Below are 20,304 nucleotides of genomic sequence, written 5' to 3' on the forward strand. Positions count from 1 at the left end.
TGGCTAACGCGTTGAAACAATGAGATAGAAAAGGATTAAAGACCATGTCTAAATGGATTGTTGGGTTGCTCACTGCTGCAATTGCAGTGATTGCATTCGTTTATGTGAATCTTGACGCAGATATGCGACGGCTTCTCAAAGCACTGCCCACTGATACCAATATTTTGTTCTGGTCTATCGAGCAACGCGATGCCGGATTTCGCACCATCGATAGAGTTCCGCTTCTGGTAAAATCCAGTCCTGTTAAAGCGGGCAGCAAGGTACGTGAATTAGCTACAGGTGCCCCACTTAAGTTAAAAATAGATGTAGAGCAGTACATGCAAAGCCAACGCTCTGCGGGCATGGTTATCATTCACAATGGTGTGGTGAGATTAGAGCGCTATGGTTTAGATTTTAATAGTACAGGCCGCTGGACAAGCTTTTCTGTGGCGAAATCCTTTACCTCAACGTTAGTGGGAATCGCCATTAAAGACGGTTATATCAGCAGCATTGACGACAAGGTGTCGGATTACATCAGCGATCTCAAAGGCTCTGTTTACGATGATGTGTCCATTGCACAGTTACTTACCATGACGTCAGGGGTAAAATGGAATGAGGACTATGAGGATCCCAACAGTGATGTGGCCCAGCTTAACCTGCATGTTCCCGTCGAAGGCATGGACTCTACAGTCAGTTACATGCGTAACCTTGAACGCGAGGCTCCCGCAGGTAGTAAATGGCTTTATAAAACCGGGGAAACCAATCTGATTGGGGTATTGGTGAGCGCTGCCACTGGCAAAACACTGTCAGCATATCTGTCAGAGAAAATCTGGGTCCCCTTTGGCATGCAGCAAGATGCCAGCTGGCTATTGGGTGTAACCGGCCACGAAATCAGTGGCTGTTGTGTTCAGGCCGCCATTCGTGACTTCGCCAGAATGGGGCTGTTCTTTTTAGAAGAGGGAAAAATAGCTGGCAATGCTATTCTGCCGCCAGATTGGATCGCCGTTGCCACCAGCAAACAAGCGGATATTGGCACACCCGGTAAAGGCTATGGTTATCAGTGGTGGACCTACGACGATGGCAGCTATGCCGCCAGAGGGATATTTGGCCAGGGTATTTTTATCGATCCAAACAGAAACCTGGTAATTGCTTCAAATGCCAATTGGCCCAGAGCAAGCATGAAAACAACCTTAGGAGCAGAAAGAGAAGCCTTTTATCGCGCCGTGCAACAGGCGATTGACGCTGAAAACAACTGAAATAATCAAAAGCACAACATCTGAATCACGCAGACTTACTGACTGAACAAGCTGCAATCTCAGCACCTGGTCTTCCCTAAAAGGGGATGAATCAGGCTTCCACTGCGTTTTTACGTACCAATACATATCAGATAGCCTGACTGATTGCGTCTTTTTTAAAAATGTAGATATTTCCACATCGCAAGCTTCGCCTTGCCTGATCATCTAAAACCTGACCATACGGTTATAAAGCATTGATAAGTTTCATAATTTTGTAGCCAACCTGTCACAAACCGTCTTTTTAATAGCGTCCTTTTAAACCTCGAACTCGCGACTTAAAAATAGGATCTAACATGAAACGTACTCTTTTATCACTGGCGGTTTTAGCCGTACTTGCAGGTTGCTCTGGCGACGATGGCGAACAAGGCGCAACCGGACCACAAGGTCCCCAAGGTGACACCGGCTCAGCAGGTACACCCGGTCAAGATGCCTCTTTAGGTGTAAGCATGGGTGTAGTGGGACGCGCGCTACTCAATCCCGAAGACCCGGAAGGGGCAGCGGAAATTGTACAGTATCATGTAGCAACACAAACGGTCTTCGCCATTAACAGTGCCGCAGATGTCCCCACCGTTGAGATGATTGATATCTCTGGCTTAACAGCAGATGAGTTATCCAATCCTCTTTCCGATACTAACCTGACTTCAAGCGCCTTATTACTGGAAACCGAAGCCAATAGCATCACCCTGGGCAGTCCTAATAGCATTGCCGTTGCAGGTGACTGGATGGCCGTTGCTGTGGCGGCTGATGCCCATGCCGATAACGGCGTAGTTCTGTTTTACAATGGTTTAGATGCCGGCACACCTGCTTATGTAAAAGCGGTAACTGTAGGTAATCTGCCTGATATGGTGACCTTCACTCCTGATGGCAGCAAAGTGCTGGTAGCCAATGAAGGTGAGCCTGCTGACGATTATTCAGTAGATCCTGAAGGCTCCATTGCGGTTATCGATATCATTGATGACATGCCAGCTGATACCGCAACTATCATCGACTTTAGCGCTTACAATGGAATGCAGGCCACTCTTGAAGCACAGGGCATGCACTTCCCTAACCCGTCAGGTCGCACTATCAATGGCAACCTGATTGACATCAGCGTAGCGCAAGACCTGGAGCCCGAATACATCACTGCGACCAACGAAGTGGCTTTTGTTGCTCTGCAGGAAAACAACGGTTTAGCCATTGTCGATTTAACGGATAACAGCGTTGAAGTTGTTGGCCTGGGCTTCAAAGACTGGAGCGGACTGATGATTGACGGCATGGAAGACGGTGGCGTGAGCTTCGGTACTTATGAAAACCTGTACGGTATGTACCAGCCAGATACCATCGCTTCTTATAGTTGGAATGGCGCAAATTTCATCGTTACTGCTAACGAAGGTGATGCGCGTGAGTATTTCTTCGACACGTTGGATGCCGATGGCAATCAGGATGAAGCGCTTTGTGAAGCGGCAGGTGGCCAGGACTTTGATGAGGATGATGGCTGCTTGTCTTATACAGACGAGACTCAGGCACGTCGTCTTGATTACGCCGCAGGCTCAGCCCTGGAAACGGCAGCGGGTGACGATCCCAGAGATTTTGATTTCAGCGCCTTCCCCATTGGTCGCCTGAATGTTACTTCAGAATTAGGTGATAGCGATAACGACGGTATATACGAAAACATCTATGCGTACGGCGCGCGCTCTTTCACTATCTGGGATACAAATGGCCTGGTAGTTTTCGATTCAGGAGACGACTTTGAGCGCATTACCGCATCGGTACACGGTGATGAATTCAATAACAACGATGATGAAAACGAAGGGGATTCCCGCTCCGCTAATAAAGGGCCAGAGCCTGAAGCCTTAACCATAGGCATGGTGGGCGATCGCACTTATGCCTTCATTGGCCTTGAGCGTATGGGTGGTATCTTCGTTTACGACATCACTAACCCTTACAACACGCAATTTGTAGATTACGTAATCAACCGTGATACTACCGAAGGGGCTGACCTGGCAGGCGACTTAGCTCCTGAAGGCATGGTGTTTATTGCCGCAGAAAACAGCCCTACAGGCAACGCCTTAGTTGTCGTCGGTAATGAAATCAGCGGAACAGTTACCCTGTGGCAGGTGACTGAAAACTAAGGGCATTGTTTATTCAGGCTTACTCAGGGCGCTTCGGCGCCCCTTTTTTTGGGCGTGCTAAACCTGACCAGACAATGAGCAGTTAAATGAGGTTAACGCTTTAAGATTTGACAATCCCGGCGAAGCTGAGAATATAAAGAAAATATCTATCTCGTTGAGTTTTAAAAACTAATTCATGGCAACCATCAAGCAGGTTTCGGAACTGGCCGGTGTTTCTCTGGCGACAGTATCACGAGTCATTAACAACACCGATCAGGTTAAACCAGGAACCAAAGCCAAAGTCGAAGACGCTATGAAAACCTTGGGCTATCGCCCTAATTTTATCGCCCAGTCCTTAGCCTCCAATAAAAGTAACACGGTTGGCTACGTAGTGCCTGAACTGCATGGCTCCTTTTTTGGCGACCTGCTATCGGGAACCGAACGGCTATTAAAACAAGCCAATAAACACTTGTTTATTGCTGCCGGTCACAGTAACGAAGTAGATGAAGTTAAAGCCATTGAGTCGTTGTTAAGTCGCCGCTGCGATGCCCTTATCCTGCACCTTGAAGCCGTATCTAACGATTACCTTGTGCAACTGGCCAAGGATAACGTGGATTTTGTGGTGGTTAACCGGTTTATCGCCGAGATTTCCGAACGCTGTGTCACTCTGGATAACGTCAAAGGCGGTTACATCGCCACACAGGCACTAATAGACAACGGCCACAAAAGCATTGCTTACATTACGGGCTCATTATGGAAAGCTGATGCCGAGGATCGCTTTACCGGCCATAAAGCGGCATTGCAAGAAGCCGGTATTGCCTTGCGTCCTGAGCTGGTGTTCGAAGGAGATTTTCAGGCTGATTCTGGCTATAAAGGTATGAGCCAATTACTAAACTCAGGCGAGACAATCACAGCAGTTTGTTGTGGCAATGATGAGATGGCTTATGGTGCAGCCGAGGCCATTCGGGAAAAAGGATTGCGCATCCCTGACGACATTTCACTGGTGGGCTTCGACGACATCGAATTTTCACGCTTTTTACAACCTAAACTCAGCACAGTGAAATACCCCATGAGAGATATTGGGGAAACCGCAGCCAAGATGATACTGCAAAAAATATATAACAAGGATTTTAGTGTCAAACACCACATTTTTGACCCTGTTATGATTTCCCGTAACAGTATAAAAACCCTCTAAAAAAATCTCCCCTCCCCACAGAAATAGCACAAGACCGCAGTGATTTCGATGAAAGGGATCACAGAAGCGGTAAAACCTCCCTGTGCGACTCGACACCTCTAGCCTGAAACATTAGGGTTATTAATAGCAATTAATAACAATAACTTTGGGCAAACTTTTATGGCTGGAAACTTTAGTGGCGGAGCCGCGACCAATCAAAGCAATGGGGCACATATTAATAATCAATTTGCTTTGATTTCTCTTACCTCACTATTTTTCATTTGGGGACTTATCACCTCCCTTAACGATATTCTTATCCCGCATTTAAAAGGGGTTTTCGAATTGAGTTATACCCAGGCAATGCTGGTGCAGTTTTGCTTTTTCAGTGCCTACTTTCTGATTTCCATCCCCGCGGGTAAGTTAATTCAAAAATCGGGCTATCAGAAAGGCATTGTTATTGGCCTTGTTACTGCTGCATTGGGATGCTTGATATTCATCCCGTCAGCAAAACTAACGGCGTACTGGATGTTTCTGGGCGCACTGTTCATACTCGCGTCGGGTATCACTATTTTACAAGTGGCGGCTAATCCGCTGGTAACACTGATGGGCAAGCCTGAAACCGCTTCTGCCAGGCTTAATATGACCCAGGCGTTTAACTCACTTGGCGCCACGGCTGGGCCTATTGTTGGCGGCATGCTGATTTTTGGCGGTAGTCATGGTGCAGAAGCATCCGTAGACAAAGTCATCCTTCCCTACTTTACATTGGCATTAATACTGGTTGTTTTGGGCCTTTATTTTAAACGCATTCACATTCCGGATACCCATACCACAGAGGCGTCCGAAGACGTGGTTGAAACCACAGAATCAGCTTGGAAATACAAACATCTGGTGCTGGGTGCCATCGGCATATTCACCTACGTGGGCGCAGAGGTCTCCATTGGTAGCTTCTTGGTAAACTATATTTCAGATGAAAATATCGGTGCCATGACCCAAGGTGAAGCCGCCAATTATGTCGCTTACTTTTGGGGAGGCGCACTCATCGGACGCTTTATTGGCGCGCTGATAATGAACTATATAAAAGCTAACAAAATATTGGCTTTTAATAGTGTAATGGCCATTTTACTGTTAATCACCACCATTACCACGTCGGGCAAAATCGCCATGTGGAGTGTTATTTTGGTTGGCCTGTTTAACTCTATTATGTTTCCTACCATTTTCAGTCTGGCCATTAAAAACCTGGGTAAAGCCACAAGCCAGGGTTCGGGGATTTTGTGCCTGGCCATCGTTGGCGGCGCGATAATCCCACTTTTGCAGGGCGTTTTAGCCGACTCTATTGGCGTGCAACTGTCTTTCATTTTACCCCTGGTGTGCTATGTCTATATATCATTCTATGGCGTTGCAGGCTTTAAGCCGCAAAAAATGGCGCAATAAAGGAGACAGATATGAAGCTATTCAATCGACTCAAAAATAGCAGGTCTGCTTTTTACCCACTGCTGTTAACCAGTGTTATTTTAGGCTGTTCTCCTGCCGACAAAACGCCTGCAACTCACTCCGAGGAAACAGAAGCACCAGACAGCCTGGCTATCTGGCCTGAGCTGAAAATAGAGATACAGCGAGACGAAGAGACAGAGGCCAGAGTCAAGCAACTATTGGCTACCATGACTCTGGAACAAAAGGTTGCCCAGATTATTCAACCGGAAATTCGGGATATTACCGTTGAAGACATGCGTAAGTATGGTTTCGGCTCATACCTTAATGGTGGTGGTGGCTTCCCCAACAATAACAAACACTCAAGCATTGCCGATTGGGTGACGCTAGCCGAACAAATGTATCAAGCTTCGGTAGACGACAGCTTAGATGGCAGCTCCATTCCCACCATGTGGGGAACCGATGCGGTACACGGTCATAACAATGTTATTGGCGCCACAATATTTCCACACAATATTGGCCTGGGAGCGGCGAACGATCCGGGACTTATCAAACGCATTGCCGCAGCCACTTCTATTGAGGTGCAAGCGACGGGTATCGATTGGATTTTTGCACCAACCGTTGCTGCCGCCAGAAATGACCGCTGGGGAAGAACCTATGAAAGTTATTCAGAAGATCCTGAAATCATCGGCGCTTACTCAAGAGCCATAGTAGAAGGGCTTCAAGGTGATAAAAACCAAGGCTTTTTTGCTGACGATAAAGTCATTTCCACGGTAAAACACTTTATTGGTGATGGCGGTACGGTTGACGGTGATGACCAGGGAAATAACATCGATTCAGAGCAGGAATTGTTTGATATTCACGCTCAGGGCTATGTTCATGGACTCACCGCCGGTTCGCAATCAGTCATGGCCTCTTTTAATAGTTGGCATGGTAAAAAGATCCACGGCAGTGAGTATCTGTTAACCAAAGTGTTAAAAGAAAAAATGGGCTTCGACGGCTTTGTAGTGGGTGACTGGAATGGTCATGGCCAGATACAAGGATGCACCAATGACAATTGCCCGGCGGCTATCAATGCCGGTCTGGACATTTATATGGTGCCCACTCAAGCCTGGAAACCGCTGTATGAAAACCTGATTAAACAAGTTAAATCTGGAGAGATTTTGCAGTCCAGGCTTGACGATGCCGTTACCCGAGTTTTAAGAGTAAAAGCGAGAGCAGGCATTCTGGATAAACCCTCCCCCGCGAATAGAAAATATGCCGGCAAAGCAAAGTTGATTGGTGCTCAGGCGCATCGAGATATCGCCAGAGAAGCCGTTAGAAAATCGCTTGTGCTATTAAAAAACAACAATCAGCTTTTGCCCCTGGCTCCGACACAAAAAATACTGGTGGCCGGTGATGGTGCCGATAATATCGGTAAACAGTCCGGTGGCTGGAGCATTACCTGGCAAGGTACTGGTAACACTAATGAAGATTTTCCCGGCGGTAGCTCTATCTATCAAGGTATCGAAGCTGCCGTGAGTCAAGCTGGCGGCCAGGTAGAACTTGCTGTTGATGGCAAGTACCAGGAAAAACCCGATGTGGCAATTGTGGTCTTTGGTGAGGAGCCTTATGCCGAGGGCAATGGTGACGTTGACAATGTTGAGTATCAACGCGGTAGCAAATCAGATCTGGCGCTGCTTAAAAAGCTAAAAGCACAAGATATCCCAGTCGTGTCTTTATTCATTAGCGGCCGCCCTATGTGGGTTAATGCAGAAATCAATCACAGTGATGCGTTTGTTGCGGTATGGCTGCCCGGTACCGAAGCACAAGGGATTGCCGACGTGCTATTTACCGATCCACAAGGCGAAGTGCAATATGACTTCGAAGGTCGTTTGTCCTTTTCCTGGCCGGCCTCGCCAGACCAACAAGCAAATCGCCATGATGGCCAGTCGCCACTGTTTGCTTATGGCTATGGCCTGAGTTACGACACTGCCCCCCAAAACCTGCCGTTACTCAACGAAGAGGTAGAGGAAAACAACAACGAACTACCGGTATTCGCTTTGTATCAAGGCTCCGTGAAGGCACCTTGGGAATTGCTGGCCATCACAGACAATTCGCGCATTCAAATGACATCAAGCGTGCTGGACAGCGCCGAACTAACCATCAAGACGCGAGACCGCAGAATTCAGGAAGACGCTTTACAGTTAACCTGGCAGGCGCCAGCCTCAATGATGATATTCAAGCCCTTCCCTGAAGACTTCTTACGTTATCTTGAAAATGACGCCAGTCTGTTTTTCGACGTTAATATCCAGAGTTTAGGCTCATCAGTGGCATTAAACATGATTTGCATGGACCCGTGTGACAATAACCTGGACTTAACCCCCTCTCTTAGCCAGCTTACTGAGAATGAGTGGCATACCCTGCAAGTGCCGTTTAGCTGTTTAAAACAACGCGGTGTTAACTTCAGTAAATTGATGGCGCCGTTTGAGTTGAGTTCATCGACAGGAACGCAAATGCTGGTTTCGGATATTGTGATTGCACGAACTGAAGATTACCAATCCGGGCAAATCCCCCAAATATGTGATGGAGAATAAAACTATGCCATTAAATCTTTCCCACAAAGGCTACAGCGCATTGAGTAAGTTAGCGTTAGCGTCACTAGCAGTATGCTCATTTACAACAGCAGCAAATGAACTAGGCAAATCCGCTGAATCCCAAGCCAGTGAAAAAATAAACTGGCGAGACAAAGGCTGGGAGTTAGTCTGGCAAGACGAGTTTAACGATGCCAAGCTGGACAGAAGCAAATGGAATGTTGTGGTGAATTGCTGGGGCGGTGGTAATAATGAGCAGCAGTGTTATGTGGACAAGCCGGATAATTTCGAATTCGAAAATGGCAAGTTACATATTGTAGCGCGCAAAGAGGAACACACCGGGCCTGCTGAGCGAGAACGCTCGCCCAATTACGACCCCAACAACACCAAAACCCTGCCCTACACTTCAGGTCGCATCCGCACTAATAACAAAGGCGATTGGAAATACGGCCGCTTTGAAGCACGAATGAAGCTGCCTTATGGGCAAGGTACGTGGCCAGCGTTCTGGATGCTACCCACCGACGAAGACTATGGTGGTTGGGCTGCCTCTGGCGAAATTGATATTATGGAAGCAGTTAACATCGGTGCCAAAACTGACGCCAACGGCAAACTCAGTGACGCACCAGAAACCCGCATTCACGGTACCTTACATTATGGCGCAGCCTGGCCAAACAATGTTTACACAGGTACAGCCTATAAACCACCTGGCGGCTTCAGCCCGGCAACCGGTTATCACACTTACGCAGTAGAATGGGAAGAAGGCGAAATCCGCTGGTACATGGATGACGTACATTACGCCACGCAAACCGCAGAAGGCTGGTATTCAGAATACACCGATGAAGCCGGAAACAAAGTACGCCGCCCGCAACCCGCTCCTTTTGATAAGCGTTATCACTTGATCTTCAACAACGCCGTTGGTGGTGCCTGGGCATCAAACGTCAATGAAAAAGGCATCGATCCAGACATTTTCCCGCAGCGCCTGAGTATCGATTATGTCAGGGTATACCAGTGCAGCAAGGACCCTGAAACAGGTAAAGGCTGCGCTTCCATTAGCGAAGGCGCGAAACTAGTTAAGCCCGGTGATGGCCACTAGCACTCACTATCTCATCAGCAGTGTGTGCATCCGCCATGCACTGCTGACTTTCCATTCAATTCAATAAATCGGCATTCGTTCTGCCATCCACAAATGCGGAACAACATTCAGCCTTGTGCGAAACATTAAACTTCAGTGTTCTGATGTGTTTTCTTCTTAGGGGCTCTCCCCTAAAACCCCCTTCAGCCCATGCCGCGAGAAAGCATAAGTCGAATGGGTCGAATTTTAGCGCCGACGTCCGACTAGCCGTTGAAATGTTCGCGACATATACGGCATTCACCGAACAACACTCAGTCTTGTGCGAAACATTAAACTTCAGTGTTTTGATGTGCTTTCTTCTTAGGGGCGCTCCCCTAAAACCCCCTTCTGCCCATGGCGCGAGAAAGCATAAGCCTCAATCGCAGAACCTGAAGACCGTCAATGATGGCGCGTCCCTGCGCCAGCATTGACTTGGGCAACGTCCCTGTTGCCAATCTCCAGGTTTGATCTGCTCTTTCAGCTTATCTCGCGAATGGGCAAAAATACTCACGGACTTCGAACTAAATAAAGGGGAGCTTTCAGCGAGCCTGACCCCACAGAAGCATTTCGTGCTAGCTCACTGACTGCTCACACACCAAAGCGGATCATCGGTATTGATGACAGGACTTACTGCATTTTAAATGTTTGGAAATGTTCATTGCTAAATAGTTTAATAGAGTCCTATAGCAGCCACACAAGCTAAGGCAATCATTAAATAGGTAAAAACAACTCCAGTGTCCAGAGACGCGCTGGAGTTGTTTAAAAAGAATCAGAAATTTGCAGTATTTTCCACAGAAACTGAAAACCCGAACTCGCTACGAGTGATCACATCAACCATCGGTTTTTCATCTTCTGTCTTCGGGAACAGCTCTTGGCTACCACTTGCCCAGTTCATGCGTGTGGTAACAGGTGCGGCCAGTGGAATATCATCCGCATTTCGGCCAAACTGTATCCGCTGTATCTGATTGTCAGAACTATTTAAAATATACTGCAAATAGGTAGATGGACGTCTGACTGCCACATCAACTTTACCATCGCCGTCATAATCAGCAGGTATAGGGATATCACCGGGGTCTCTTCCGAAGGTAATACGCTGTATCTCACTATCGCTGGAGTTGCGGATATACCAAGTTTGATTGCCCGGCCTTCTGACCGCAATGTCTGCTTTTCCATCGCCGTCATAATCCGCTGGCACCGGAATATCGGTGGATTGCAGGCCAAAATTAACTCGTGATATACCATCTGTATTGCCAGTAAGCGCATCTGCTCCAGAAGAATTCAGGATATACCACGTCTGGTTTGAGGGACGTCTGACGGCAACATCAGCCTTGCCATCACCATCATAATCGGCGGGAACAGGCACGTCTTCTTTACGCAGTCCGAAATTGATACGCTGAATTTCACCGTCTGAAGAATTTTTGATATACCACATTTGGTTTGAAGGCCGTCTGACGGCAACATCAGTGATACCATCGCCATCATAATCAGCAGGCACCGGGATATCCTCTGACTGCAACCCAAAACTAATACGCTGTATTTCACCATCTGAAGAATTGAGCACATACCACATCTGATTTGACGGGCGTCTGACTGCGACATCAGCGATTCTGTCACCATCGAAGTCGCCCGAAACCGGAATATCCTGCTCATTCAAACCAAACCGGATACGATCGATTTCACCATCCGAAGAACGAGTAATATACTGAAGTGCGGTGGATGGGCGTCTGACAGCTATATCGGCGATACCGTCACCATCAAAATCATTCGCAACAAAATTTCCTTCGTTTTCACTGGACACTTCAAAAGTCAGGTTATCAATCCAGACACCATCTGCACCACTGCTCTCACTGCCGTTCTTTTGATACTCAAAAGTGACCACTTTACCGCCACTGGTAAGTGGGATGGTCTGAGTCTCCCAGTTGATAAAACCTGATAACTCTAGCACTGGCTCGTAATCCACATAAACAATGAGTTTGTCGTTATTCTGCTCGGTATCAACATAGGTATCAAAACTTAGTTCACCTGCGTTTGACACATTCACGAAGAATTTGATCTGCTGAGTTGCATTATCACTAATCCTGGCGATTGCAAGACTTTGTTCACCGTCAGAGCTGCGTCTGGATGACAAAGACCAAAGTTGATTTTGCCAGGGGTATCCCAGTGATTCCACCTCAAAAGAACCATACTGTGCGATGAATTGGTTGATTTCAGGTAAATCCACCGAATCGGAGCGCAAGTAATCTAACTGGTCCGCAACCCCGTTTTCGTTGGCGTCAAAAAAAGCATCAATTGGACTTAATGGATCCAGCCCCAATGCGGTCTCGTAATTATCAGGCATAAAGTCGCCATCTGCATCGGTGTCTGCATTGTCTCCAATGCCATCAAAATCTATATCCATACTCTCGGTTGAATCACTCGGGAAAATATCGAACATGTCCTTGATGCCATCGTTGTCCGTGTCTGGCAGCTGATAACCGTCATCATAAGCAATGCGAATAAGTGGAGTTCCGTTATTGGTAATGTTCAACCCCTGTGATGGAAGTCCTTTGATGTCGGAAGTTTCATACAAAATATGCTTCCCATTTTTAGCAAATATCACTTCATTCAACGTGTTTGCAGGAAGATAGACGCCGTGCTCATTTTGTAACATCAAATGCCATTCGTCGGCTTCGCTGTCTTTTTCAGCATCCCGGCGATAGACACTGGCCGGGTTACCACCTAGCGTCAGCCTGTGCTCTACATCGGTGGCCGTGTATATCTCATCAAGACTTTCTGTTGTTTGAAAATAGCGAATGTTATCGCGAACACCCGATATAAAAAATTCTGGTAGCAACTCGTCACAACATTCTTCCCCTTCAGGTAGCGGTCGAATCAGTTGTGCCAGAGAAGTAGTAAAATTGACCAGGTCCCGACGATAAGCTGGGCTTGACTGCTCAGTGCCCGGACTGTAAACCAGCCCTTGTCCACCATAATAGCGACGTTGCCCGGCAAAGATCACCTCATTACCATCCCGACTAATTGCAAGGAGATTTTCATTAGTGCCTGATACAATGCCTCCGTTGATAGCAATATTGACTAAATCGACTTTGCCCGTCACCCGATCTTTGCGGTAGATATTCTGGATACCCGCTGCTTCAGGCGTCAGCTGTTTCTCAGTATTTATGGCGATGTAACGCCCATCAGCACTGTACAAACCAGTACCACGTGTATCCGAGGCGCTGGAGAGGCCGTAACTGTTTGTATCGTCTTGGGTTATCTCCCCAGTGATGGTGTCATAAGTGTATAGGTGGATACCACTTTCCTGTGATACTGGCTGGTTATCTACAATGAGTAGATTGACTCTGGTTCTGAAGTTGATAAATCTGCCATTATCGCTGATGTCAACCTGCCTTATTCTCGCCCATGTGGGCAACGATTCGGGATCATCTATCGCGTCAGGAATTTGTTCGAGAAATCTGTCGTTATACAATGCCAGAATATCTACGGTTTCTTGTGTCTCTATGTCGTACAAATAAATACTGCCCAGATGCTCATTGGTATTATCCACCTCTCGTAAAACATAAACGGCATATTTTCCATTGCCCGACAAATGAGCGTCTCTGACAAAACTGCCATTGGGCGCCTCTACAATAAGGTGTGAAAAGCCCTCTTCCATATTTCGATAGTAAAGCATGTTGAGGTCTTGTGCGTATATCACATGCTGTCCGTCAGCGGATATATCAAAGTGTTCGAAATTACCATTTATCACCTCGCCATCAGGTGTCAAACTTACAATATCAACCTGATTATTGGTGGATACTCGAGTTCCGGCACTAACAGGGGAGCGCCATCCTATCGCCTCAACGGTATAGGTTTTTCCCCGGTCTCCTTCCAAAAATAAATTCAGTGACTGACTTTGTTGCGATTGTATATCGTACTCCATTGTGATGGTTTGATTACCTTCTGCAAGATCATAACAGCAGCCACTACCATCAAGGCCAAACCCGGCACCACCTGTTGCTCTCATCACAATCATTATTTGAGAGAAGGAAATACCTTCAAATCTGAGGTTGACCTGGCTATTGCCTTCAGCGGTAAACAGGTAGGCAACCTCGTCAGGAAAAATGGCCGAGGGAACACTTTCCTGATTGTAGTTTTCTCCCTCTATTGTCAGGTAATTCAGTAGTGCCTCACCTGTGACCATATTTTGATGATACTCTGGCTTGCTTCTGGGATCATCGGGCAGGCTGTCACCTATGAACTCTTCGATATTCACAAATCCGTCGTTGTCCATATCCAGCTCAGAGTCGTCAATGCCCACAACCAGGCCATAGGTTTCTTCCCATGTGTCGTCCATGCCGTCATTGTCAACATCTATGGTCTGTGCCGATGTACTGGCCATGCAATACAACAATGCCATCACAATCAACAGATTGAAAAGAGACGGGGATAATATGTTAATACGCTGGGATTTCATTTTAAAACCTTGAACAACCTTAAAATACCGATTTATACCAGCCTCGCACTGTGCGAGTCATGGCATAACCACGGGGCAAAATAAAAGCGGTGAAATTTTGAGCTGCGGGATGTTACAGATTTGCTTTTAATTTGTCCAGATTTTAGATGCAAAGTGCCGACAAGGGAGAAGGGAAGATGTGCCGACAAGGGAGAAGGGAAGATTTTAACATCAAAGCTTGTACGTCCGTAATTGGCACAAATTGGCCCTTAACATTCGCCAATCAAACGTGCGCAAACGGTCAATCATGTCGACCACTTCGCTCAAATTTCAAGAGGTTTTAAGATGGTTATAACCAAGTCCGGAAGGGTAAAAATAGTGGCTACAGATATTTGATATTCAACTCTTCAGCGAGTTTTGAAAGTCGTTTGTCTAAGGTCCATAATTTTGTGCTGTTTGACAATAATGCAGATGCAAGTAAAGCGATATCAATATATCCACAACCTTTGCCGTAAAGTGCCCGTTCTTCGATAAAGGCCAGGACTTCTCGCATGGTGGCAATAGTGACTGTTCTTAAAAGAGATAAATCTTTCAACGTCTTACTTCGTGGTTCTGGTGGAGTTCCACAGGTGAGCTCAGCAATTCTCAGTGGATGGCAGCACACTTCGTCTGTGTTCAATAAATCGATTAAGGTGTCATTTGAACCTTTGAAATGAGCTACCCAAACTGAAGTGTCAACCAAAACCACAATTTAACCTTTTCGTCTTGGTATATCTTCAATCTCTGGATTTGCTCCTCCAAGGGTCGCCAGGCGTTTTGCCGCCTTCAATCTCACAAACGTTTGCATTGCTTCTCGAATAACGCTTGCCTTGTCACTACCTGGAGGGCAAAACTGTGCGGCTTGTTCAAAGAGTTCATCTTCTATAGTAATTATGGTTCTCATGCACACCTCTCCATGCATCGTATCTGATGCTTTTTTACATCCTGAATGACACAATCAATATAATCAATTTATTTTAACTAAAGGGTCAGATTCTCCTGAAAATTATCGCTTCAATATTTACCCTCGTTGATCGTTGACCAAACCATTCAGTTTGAAAAATGCATGGCGTATTTTATTTGTTGGTGGAGTACCCTGACAACCAAAATGTTGTCGTTGATTTTTTTGTAGAAGACCATGTGCTTTTGCACCGGAAACTGAAAATAATTTGCTCTGATGTCCTCTGCAGAGGTGCCCAAATTTGGCGATTCGGCTAGCATAGACAGGGCTTCGTGAAGGGCGACAAGATAAGCCTCAGCTTGGATGTCACTGTGAGTATTGGCGCTGTATTCGTAAATATCAGCGATATCTTCCTCTGCTTTGTTTGAGAGAATATAGCGATTCATATTGCGGCTTAACGCTCATTTCTTTTTTCTTTAAGAATATCCAAAACATTCTTTGAGCTTTTACCGCTAAGCTCCCCTTCAATCAAAGCAAGATTGATGGCTTCTCGCTCACTCTGATTGCGACGAACCAGATCGCGGATATAGTCACTGGCATTGGCAAACTTTCCAGACTTAACTTGCTCATCAATCCACTTACGCATTTCCTCTGGCAGCGATACATTCAACGAGGCCATTTGTAACTCCCAACAACGAGTATTTGTTAAACATGATGGCAGATAATGGCAAAGATTGCCATTATCTAGATTTAGAATTTTATTAGTTATATCCGCCTAAAATAATCAATTCAATTAAATCCTCCCCCATCGTTAGTTCGAAGTCCCGGTATTTCTTGGCCCTTTCGCGAGATAAGCGGAAAGAGCAGATCAAACCTGAAGATTGGCAGCAGGGACGCTGCCCAAGTCAATGCTGGCACAGGGAAGTGCCATCATTGACGGTCTTCTGGTTCTGCGATGGACGCTTATGTTGTCTCGCGTCCGGGCCAAAAGAGGGTTGAAGGGGATCTCCCCTTCGAAGAAGTAACATCGAAGGACCAAATTTAAAGTTTCGTGTTTCGCTTCAAATCGACATCAATTGATACATGTGTCACCTGGTCAGTGATCAACGGCTTTCAGTTTCAGCGATTAAAGCCTATGTTGTCTCGCGTCCGGACCAAAAGGGGGTTGAAGGGGATTCCCCTTCGAAGAAGTCACATCGAAGAACCAAATTTAAATTGTCGTGTGCAGCTTCAAGTCAACATCAATTGATAAGTAGAAGGACAATCGGGGCAAACAATGTTGCCCCGATTCAATAGATAGATATTGCGAGTTAAACCTTCACACCCCTGCGCGCTTCCAACTCTTCTCTGATCTGATGCGCCTTCTCTTCCGTGATGGGATATAAATACACCATAAATATGGCGATGAGTGAAAAAATCATCGGTAAGAATGCATCAAAGAAACGCATCCAGAACAGTGCCTGTTCCGTTTGGGCACTGCCCAGTTCAACATCAAAACCACTGCCGGTAAGCAACACCCCACCCATGGCTAGAGCGGCTGCCATGCCAAGCTTGACTACCCACCAGAAAATTGAGCCAAACATGCCTTCGCGACGCTCGCCTCTTTCCAGTTCATCCATATCGCACACATCAGCAATCATTGAACCCATTAATGCAAATAGCGGCCCCAATCCAAAGGCCAATAGCGGCATGGGTACCAGTAACAACCATGGAATCTCGGGATTGTAACAAAACCACTTCAGTCCATAGCCTACCGCAGATACGCCGATGGCCCAGAAGAACGCTCGACGTTTACCTATTTTGGTGGCCAGCCAACTGGTAATGGCAATGGAAAAGAAGGTTGCTGCAGCCGATAATGTACCGGCGTAGCCTGTGTATTCAGAGCCTAATGCTTGATCGCCACCAAAAACGTAATAGATAATCACATAGGCCTGAAAGTTTGACACCATCATAAAGCCATTGAACACCAGAAATGTCGCAGCACACAAACACAAGAAAGGTTTAAATTTAATGGTGGCAAGAAAGCCAGAGAAAAAGTCCTTGATGCCCATCGACTTGGACTCCTGAGGAGTTAATCCTACAGGTGCGGTAATCTTCTCCTTCAAGAATATCGCCGGTAAGATCCCCACAAAGATCGCAAATGCCCCCACGATCATGGCAAGGCTTGCGGCACCCTCCATGATATTGTCAAACCATGCGTCGTTTTGCATAAACCACAAAACCCAGGGGGTCACCATGTATACCGAATAGCCCATGAAGCTTTGCACCCCCATTAAACGGGTACGTTCGTGGTAATCTGGTGTTAATTCATAGCCCAAAGCGACCCAAGGCGTAGCGAAAATAGTATAGGCAAGGTAAAAAACGATGGAGCCCGCTAGAAATACCCAAAAATAGTAATCTTCTGATTCGCCCTCAGGCAACAACTGCCAGAGTACTGCAAACACGATCCCCACCAAGATAGCACCAATGAAAATGTAAGGCCGTCTCCTGCCCCAGCGAGACTTGGTATTGTCTGAAATGTAACCCATAAGCGGATCTGTCAAGGCATCCAATAATCTCGGCAATGCCCCCAATAACCCTGCAAGTGTTGGGCTCATTCCCAAGCCGAGGTTCAAAACGATCATCATGCGTCCCATAGCATCAGCGAGCGCGTTATTCACCAGCGCTCCAAATCCATATATTATTTTTTTGTGTAACGGGATCTTGTCTTGTTCCGCCGTTTCATAGTGTATTTGATCTGACATCTATTTTCTCTTGTGTGTGCCTGTTTGCCGTAGTTAACATTAATAGTTACAAAGGTTAAAACAATGTAAATACGATAAGACGCTCCCATTGCAGAGGTAAGATGGGCATAAGTCCCCCATCGCATGACGTATACCCTTTCTCAAATCACGCCCTGGCTGCAAATTTCCAGGTTCCCATTTCCCTACGAACTTGTGACAGGTCCATTTGGTCTTTTTTACATAGAAAGTTAGCGCTCTTTCGATAATGTAAATATTCGCACAGTGACGATGTCCCTTTTACGGCGGCAACAAAAATTAAAATCATCAACAAAGATGTTCAAAAACCCAATGCAAACTAATAGCAATACAACAGAAGATATAAAACAGCGAGTGGAGAATCTTCTCGGCCAAATGACCCTTGAGGAAAAAGTCGGTCAATTGAATCAATTATCAGGCGCTGAAGGACATATTCCCGAGCATTTAAGAGTCGCTATTCAACAAGGTAAGGCAGGCTCTGTGATTAATGAAAATCACCCGGAAACGGTGAATCAACTGCAGCATATTGCTATCAATGAAAGTCGATTGGGTATTCCGTTATTAATTGGACGGGATGTCATTCACGGTTTTAAAACCATTTTCCCAATACCGCTAGGCCAGGCTGCAAGCTGGTCGCCTGAGGTTGTCAAAAAAGGCGCGCAAATAGCAGCAACCGAAGCTAAGGTCACCGGCATAAACTGGACCTTTGCCCCTATGATAGACATTAGCAGAGATCCCCGCTGGGGACGCATTGCCGAGAGCCTCGGAGAAGATCCCTACTTATGCGCCGAACTGGGTAAAGCAATGGTGTCAGGATTTCAGGGCGATAACTTTAGCCAACCTTTTGCGATTGCGGCATGCGCCAAGCACTTCTGCGGTTATGGCGCAGCAGAGAGTGGACGCGATTACTGCACCACCAACATTCCAGAAAATGAATTGCGCAACGTTTACCTGGAGCCTTTTAAGGCTGCATCCGAGGCCAACGTTGCCACAATAATGACGTCTTTTAGTGACCTTGACGGCATTCCTGCATCGGGGAATCGCTGGTTACTGGACGAAGTATTGCATCAAGAGTGGGATTTTCAGGGGTTTGTTGCCAGTGATTGGGAGTCCATCTCGCAACTCACCATACATGGTCTATGTGAGGACAGTTATGCCTGCGCGGAAACCGCATTCGACGCCGGTGTTGCAATGGAAATGGTCAGCACAACCTATCGCGACCACCTGGCAGGCATAGTTGCTAATTCCAAAACCCACGAAGATAAACTGGATGATATGGTGCGGCGTATACTGACTTTGAAGTTTCGCCTGGGTCTGTTTGACAGCCCCCCTGTCGAGGCGCATGCCTATCTAGAGGAACTACCACAAGCGCATCTCAATACTGCCAAAGACGCCGCGATTCAGAGCTGTGTTTTGCTCAAAAACGACAATAAAACCTTACCTCTGTGTGCAGAACAAACCAATACGTTAACCTTAATTGGCCCCCTTGCCGACGATGGATATGAGCAGTTGGGTACATGGATCTTTGATGGCGAAGAAAAACACTCCACGACGATTTTACAGGGAATTTACAGCGAATTTGATGGCACCGTACATTATCACCGTGCCATGGATACCTCCCGCAGCCACCAGATAAATGAGCTGGAAAACATTAAACGGGATATCAGCCAAAGCGATGCCGTGGTTTTAGTTTTGGGTGAAGAAGCGATTCTGTCAGGTGAGGCTCATTGCCGTGCCGAACTGAATTTACCCGGTTGCCAGGAAGAGCTTATTAAGGAACTAGTCAGTTGCGGTAAGTCATTAATTCTGGTGATTCTGGCAGGACGCCCGCTGACGCTTGGTTCGGTTATTCCTGATGTCGACGCGCTGTTATTCTGTTGGCATCCCGGCACTATGGCAGGTCCCGCGATTGCGGATTTACTGTTCGGTAAAGCCAACCCAAGTGGCAAATTGCCAGTTAGCTTCCCCCGCAAGGTAGGTCAGATCCCTATTTATTACAGTCAAAAAACCTCCGGTAAACCAGTGACCGAAGATAATTTTGTGCACCTGGATGATATCCCGGTAAGGGCTGCACAAACCTCACTTGGTATGGCCGCATCGCACCTGGATACCCACTTTACGCCGCAATTTCCTTTCGGTTTTGGGTTGTCCTACAGTCAGTTTAATTACCACTCAATGAGTCTTTCTGATTCGGAACTTAATACCGGAAAAACACTCGAAGCTAGGGTGCAAATACACAACGACAGCGATGTTGCTGGCTTTGAAATCGTACAGCTTTATATTCAGGATTTATTTGGCAGCATTACCCGCCCACCAAAAGAATTGAAAGGTTTTCAAAAAGTGTATTTTGCGGCGGGTGAGAGTAAAACTGTCAGCTTCGTCATCCACCATGAAATGCTGGCATTTTATGGCAAAGATAAGATAAAACGCGCAGAACCCGGCGAGTTTAAAGTCTGGATTGGTGCGGATTCCACCAGTGGTAGTGGAGCCAGCTTCAGGCTGGTTTCCTGAATATTTGAG

13 protein-coding genes are annotated in these 20,304 nt (G+C 46.6%); 7 read left to right on the forward strand and 6 right to left on the reverse strand.

Going from position 1 to position 20,304, the window contains the following annotated elements; genetic code table 11:
• Positions 1 to 44: 44 nt before the first annotated feature.
• The 6 genes from AABA75_RS13410 (at position 45) to AABA75_RS13435 (ending at position 9,632) form a co-directional block, all read left to right on the forward strand.
• Entirely contained in the window at positions 45 to 1,235 is a 1,191-nt protein-coding gene (locus AABA75_RS13410) for a serine hydrolase domain-containing protein (RefSeq protein ID WP_338293117.1), read from the forward strand.
• 332 nt (positions 1,236 to 1,567) lie between these two features.
• Positions 1,568 to 3,385: a choice-of-anchor I family protein gene (locus tag AABA75_RS13415; protein ID WP_338293118.1), complete on the forward strand. Its 1,818-nt coding sequence runs from the start codon at positions 1,568 to 1,570 to the stop codon at positions 3,383 to 3,385.
• A 175-nt stretch (positions 3,386 to 3,560) separates the two neighbouring features.
• Positions 3,561 to 4,559: a LacI family DNA-binding transcriptional regulator gene (locus AABA75_RS13420; RefSeq protein ID WP_338293119.1), complete on the forward strand. Its 999-nt coding sequence runs from the start codon at positions 3,561 to 3,563 to the stop codon at positions 4,557 to 4,559.
• Between the two features lie 159 nt (positions 4,560 to 4,718).
• The gene (locus AABA75_RS13425; RefSeq protein ID WP_338293120.1) at positions 4,719 to 5,969 is read left to right on the forward strand and encodes a sugar MFS transporter; all 1,251 of its coding nucleotides are present in this window, start codon (positions 4,719 to 4,721) and stop codon (positions 5,967 to 5,969) included.
• Between the two features lie 11 nt (positions 5,970 to 5,980).
• Complete coding sequence (locus AABA75_RS13430) at positions 5,981 to 8,542, forward strand: glycoside hydrolase family 3 protein (protein ID WP_338293121.1); 2,562 nt, start codon at positions 5,981 to 5,983, stop codon at positions 8,540 to 8,542.
• Positions 8,543 to 8,546: 4 nt separating this feature from the next.
• Positions 8,547 to 9,632 (forward strand): glycoside hydrolase family 16 protein, encoded by a 1,086-nt coding sequence (locus AABA75_RS13435; protein ID WP_338293122.1) that lies wholly within the window; start codon positions 8,547 to 8,549, stop codon positions 9,630 to 9,632.
• 787 nt (positions 9,633 to 10,419) lie between these two features.
• Here AABA75_RS13435 and AABA75_RS13440 read toward each other — a convergent pair.
• The 6 genes from AABA75_RS13440 to AABA75_RS13465 all read right to left on the reverse strand — a co-directional run bounded on the left by AABA75_RS13440 (position 10,420) and on the right by AABA75_RS13465 (position 17,769).
• A complete protein-coding gene (locus AABA75_RS13440) occupies positions 10,420 to 14,106 on the reverse strand; it encodes a VCBS repeat-containing protein (protein ID WP_338293123.1) in 3,687 nt (1,228 codons plus the stop codon).
• A 361-nt stretch (positions 14,107 to 14,467) separates the two neighbouring features.
• The gene (locus AABA75_RS13445; protein WP_338293124.1) at positions 14,468 to 14,833 is read right to left on the reverse strand and encodes a type II toxin-antitoxin system VapC family toxin; all 366 of its coding nucleotides are present in this window, start codon (positions 14,831 to 14,833) and stop codon (positions 14,468 to 14,470) included.
• 3 nt (positions 14,834 to 14,836) lie between these two features.
• Entirely contained in the window at positions 14,837 to 15,028 is a 192-nt protein-coding gene (locus tag AABA75_RS13450; protein WP_338293125.1) for a type II toxin-antitoxin system VapB family antitoxin, read from the reverse strand.
• 146 nt (positions 15,029 to 15,174) lie between these two features.
• The gene (locus AABA75_RS13455; RefSeq protein ID WP_338293126.1) at positions 15,175 to 15,471 is read right to left on the reverse strand and encodes a type II toxin-antitoxin system RelE/ParE family toxin; all 297 of its coding nucleotides are present in this window, start codon (positions 15,469 to 15,471) and stop codon (positions 15,175 to 15,177) included.
• Positions 15,472 to 15,479: 8 nt separating this feature from the next.
• Positions 15,480 to 15,704: a type II toxin-antitoxin system ParD family antitoxin gene (locus tag AABA75_RS13460; RefSeq protein WP_338293127.1), complete on the reverse strand. Its 225-nt coding sequence runs from the start codon at positions 15,702 to 15,704 to the stop codon at positions 15,480 to 15,482.
• A gap of 631 nt (positions 15,705 to 16,335) precedes the next feature.
• Complete coding sequence (locus AABA75_RS13465; protein WP_338293128.1) at positions 16,336 to 17,769, reverse strand: MFS transporter; 1,434 nt, start codon at positions 17,767 to 17,769, stop codon at positions 16,336 to 16,338.
• Positions 17,770 to 18,096: 327 nt separating this feature from the next.
• Here AABA75_RS13465 and AABA75_RS13470 point away from each other — a divergent pair, with 327 nt between their 5' ends.
• A complete protein-coding gene (locus tag AABA75_RS13470) occupies positions 18,097 to 20,295 on the forward strand; it encodes a glycoside hydrolase family 3 N-terminal domain-containing protein (RefSeq protein WP_338293129.1) in 2,199 nt (732 codons plus the stop codon).
• The last annotated feature ends 9 nt before the right edge of the window (positions 20,296 to 20,304 follow it).

The sequence above is a fragment of the Planctobacterium marinum genome (genome assembly GCF_036322805.1).
Classification (GTDB): domain Bacteria; phylum Pseudomonadota; class Gammaproteobacteria; order Enterobacterales; family Alteromonadaceae; genus Planctobacterium; species Planctobacterium marinum_A.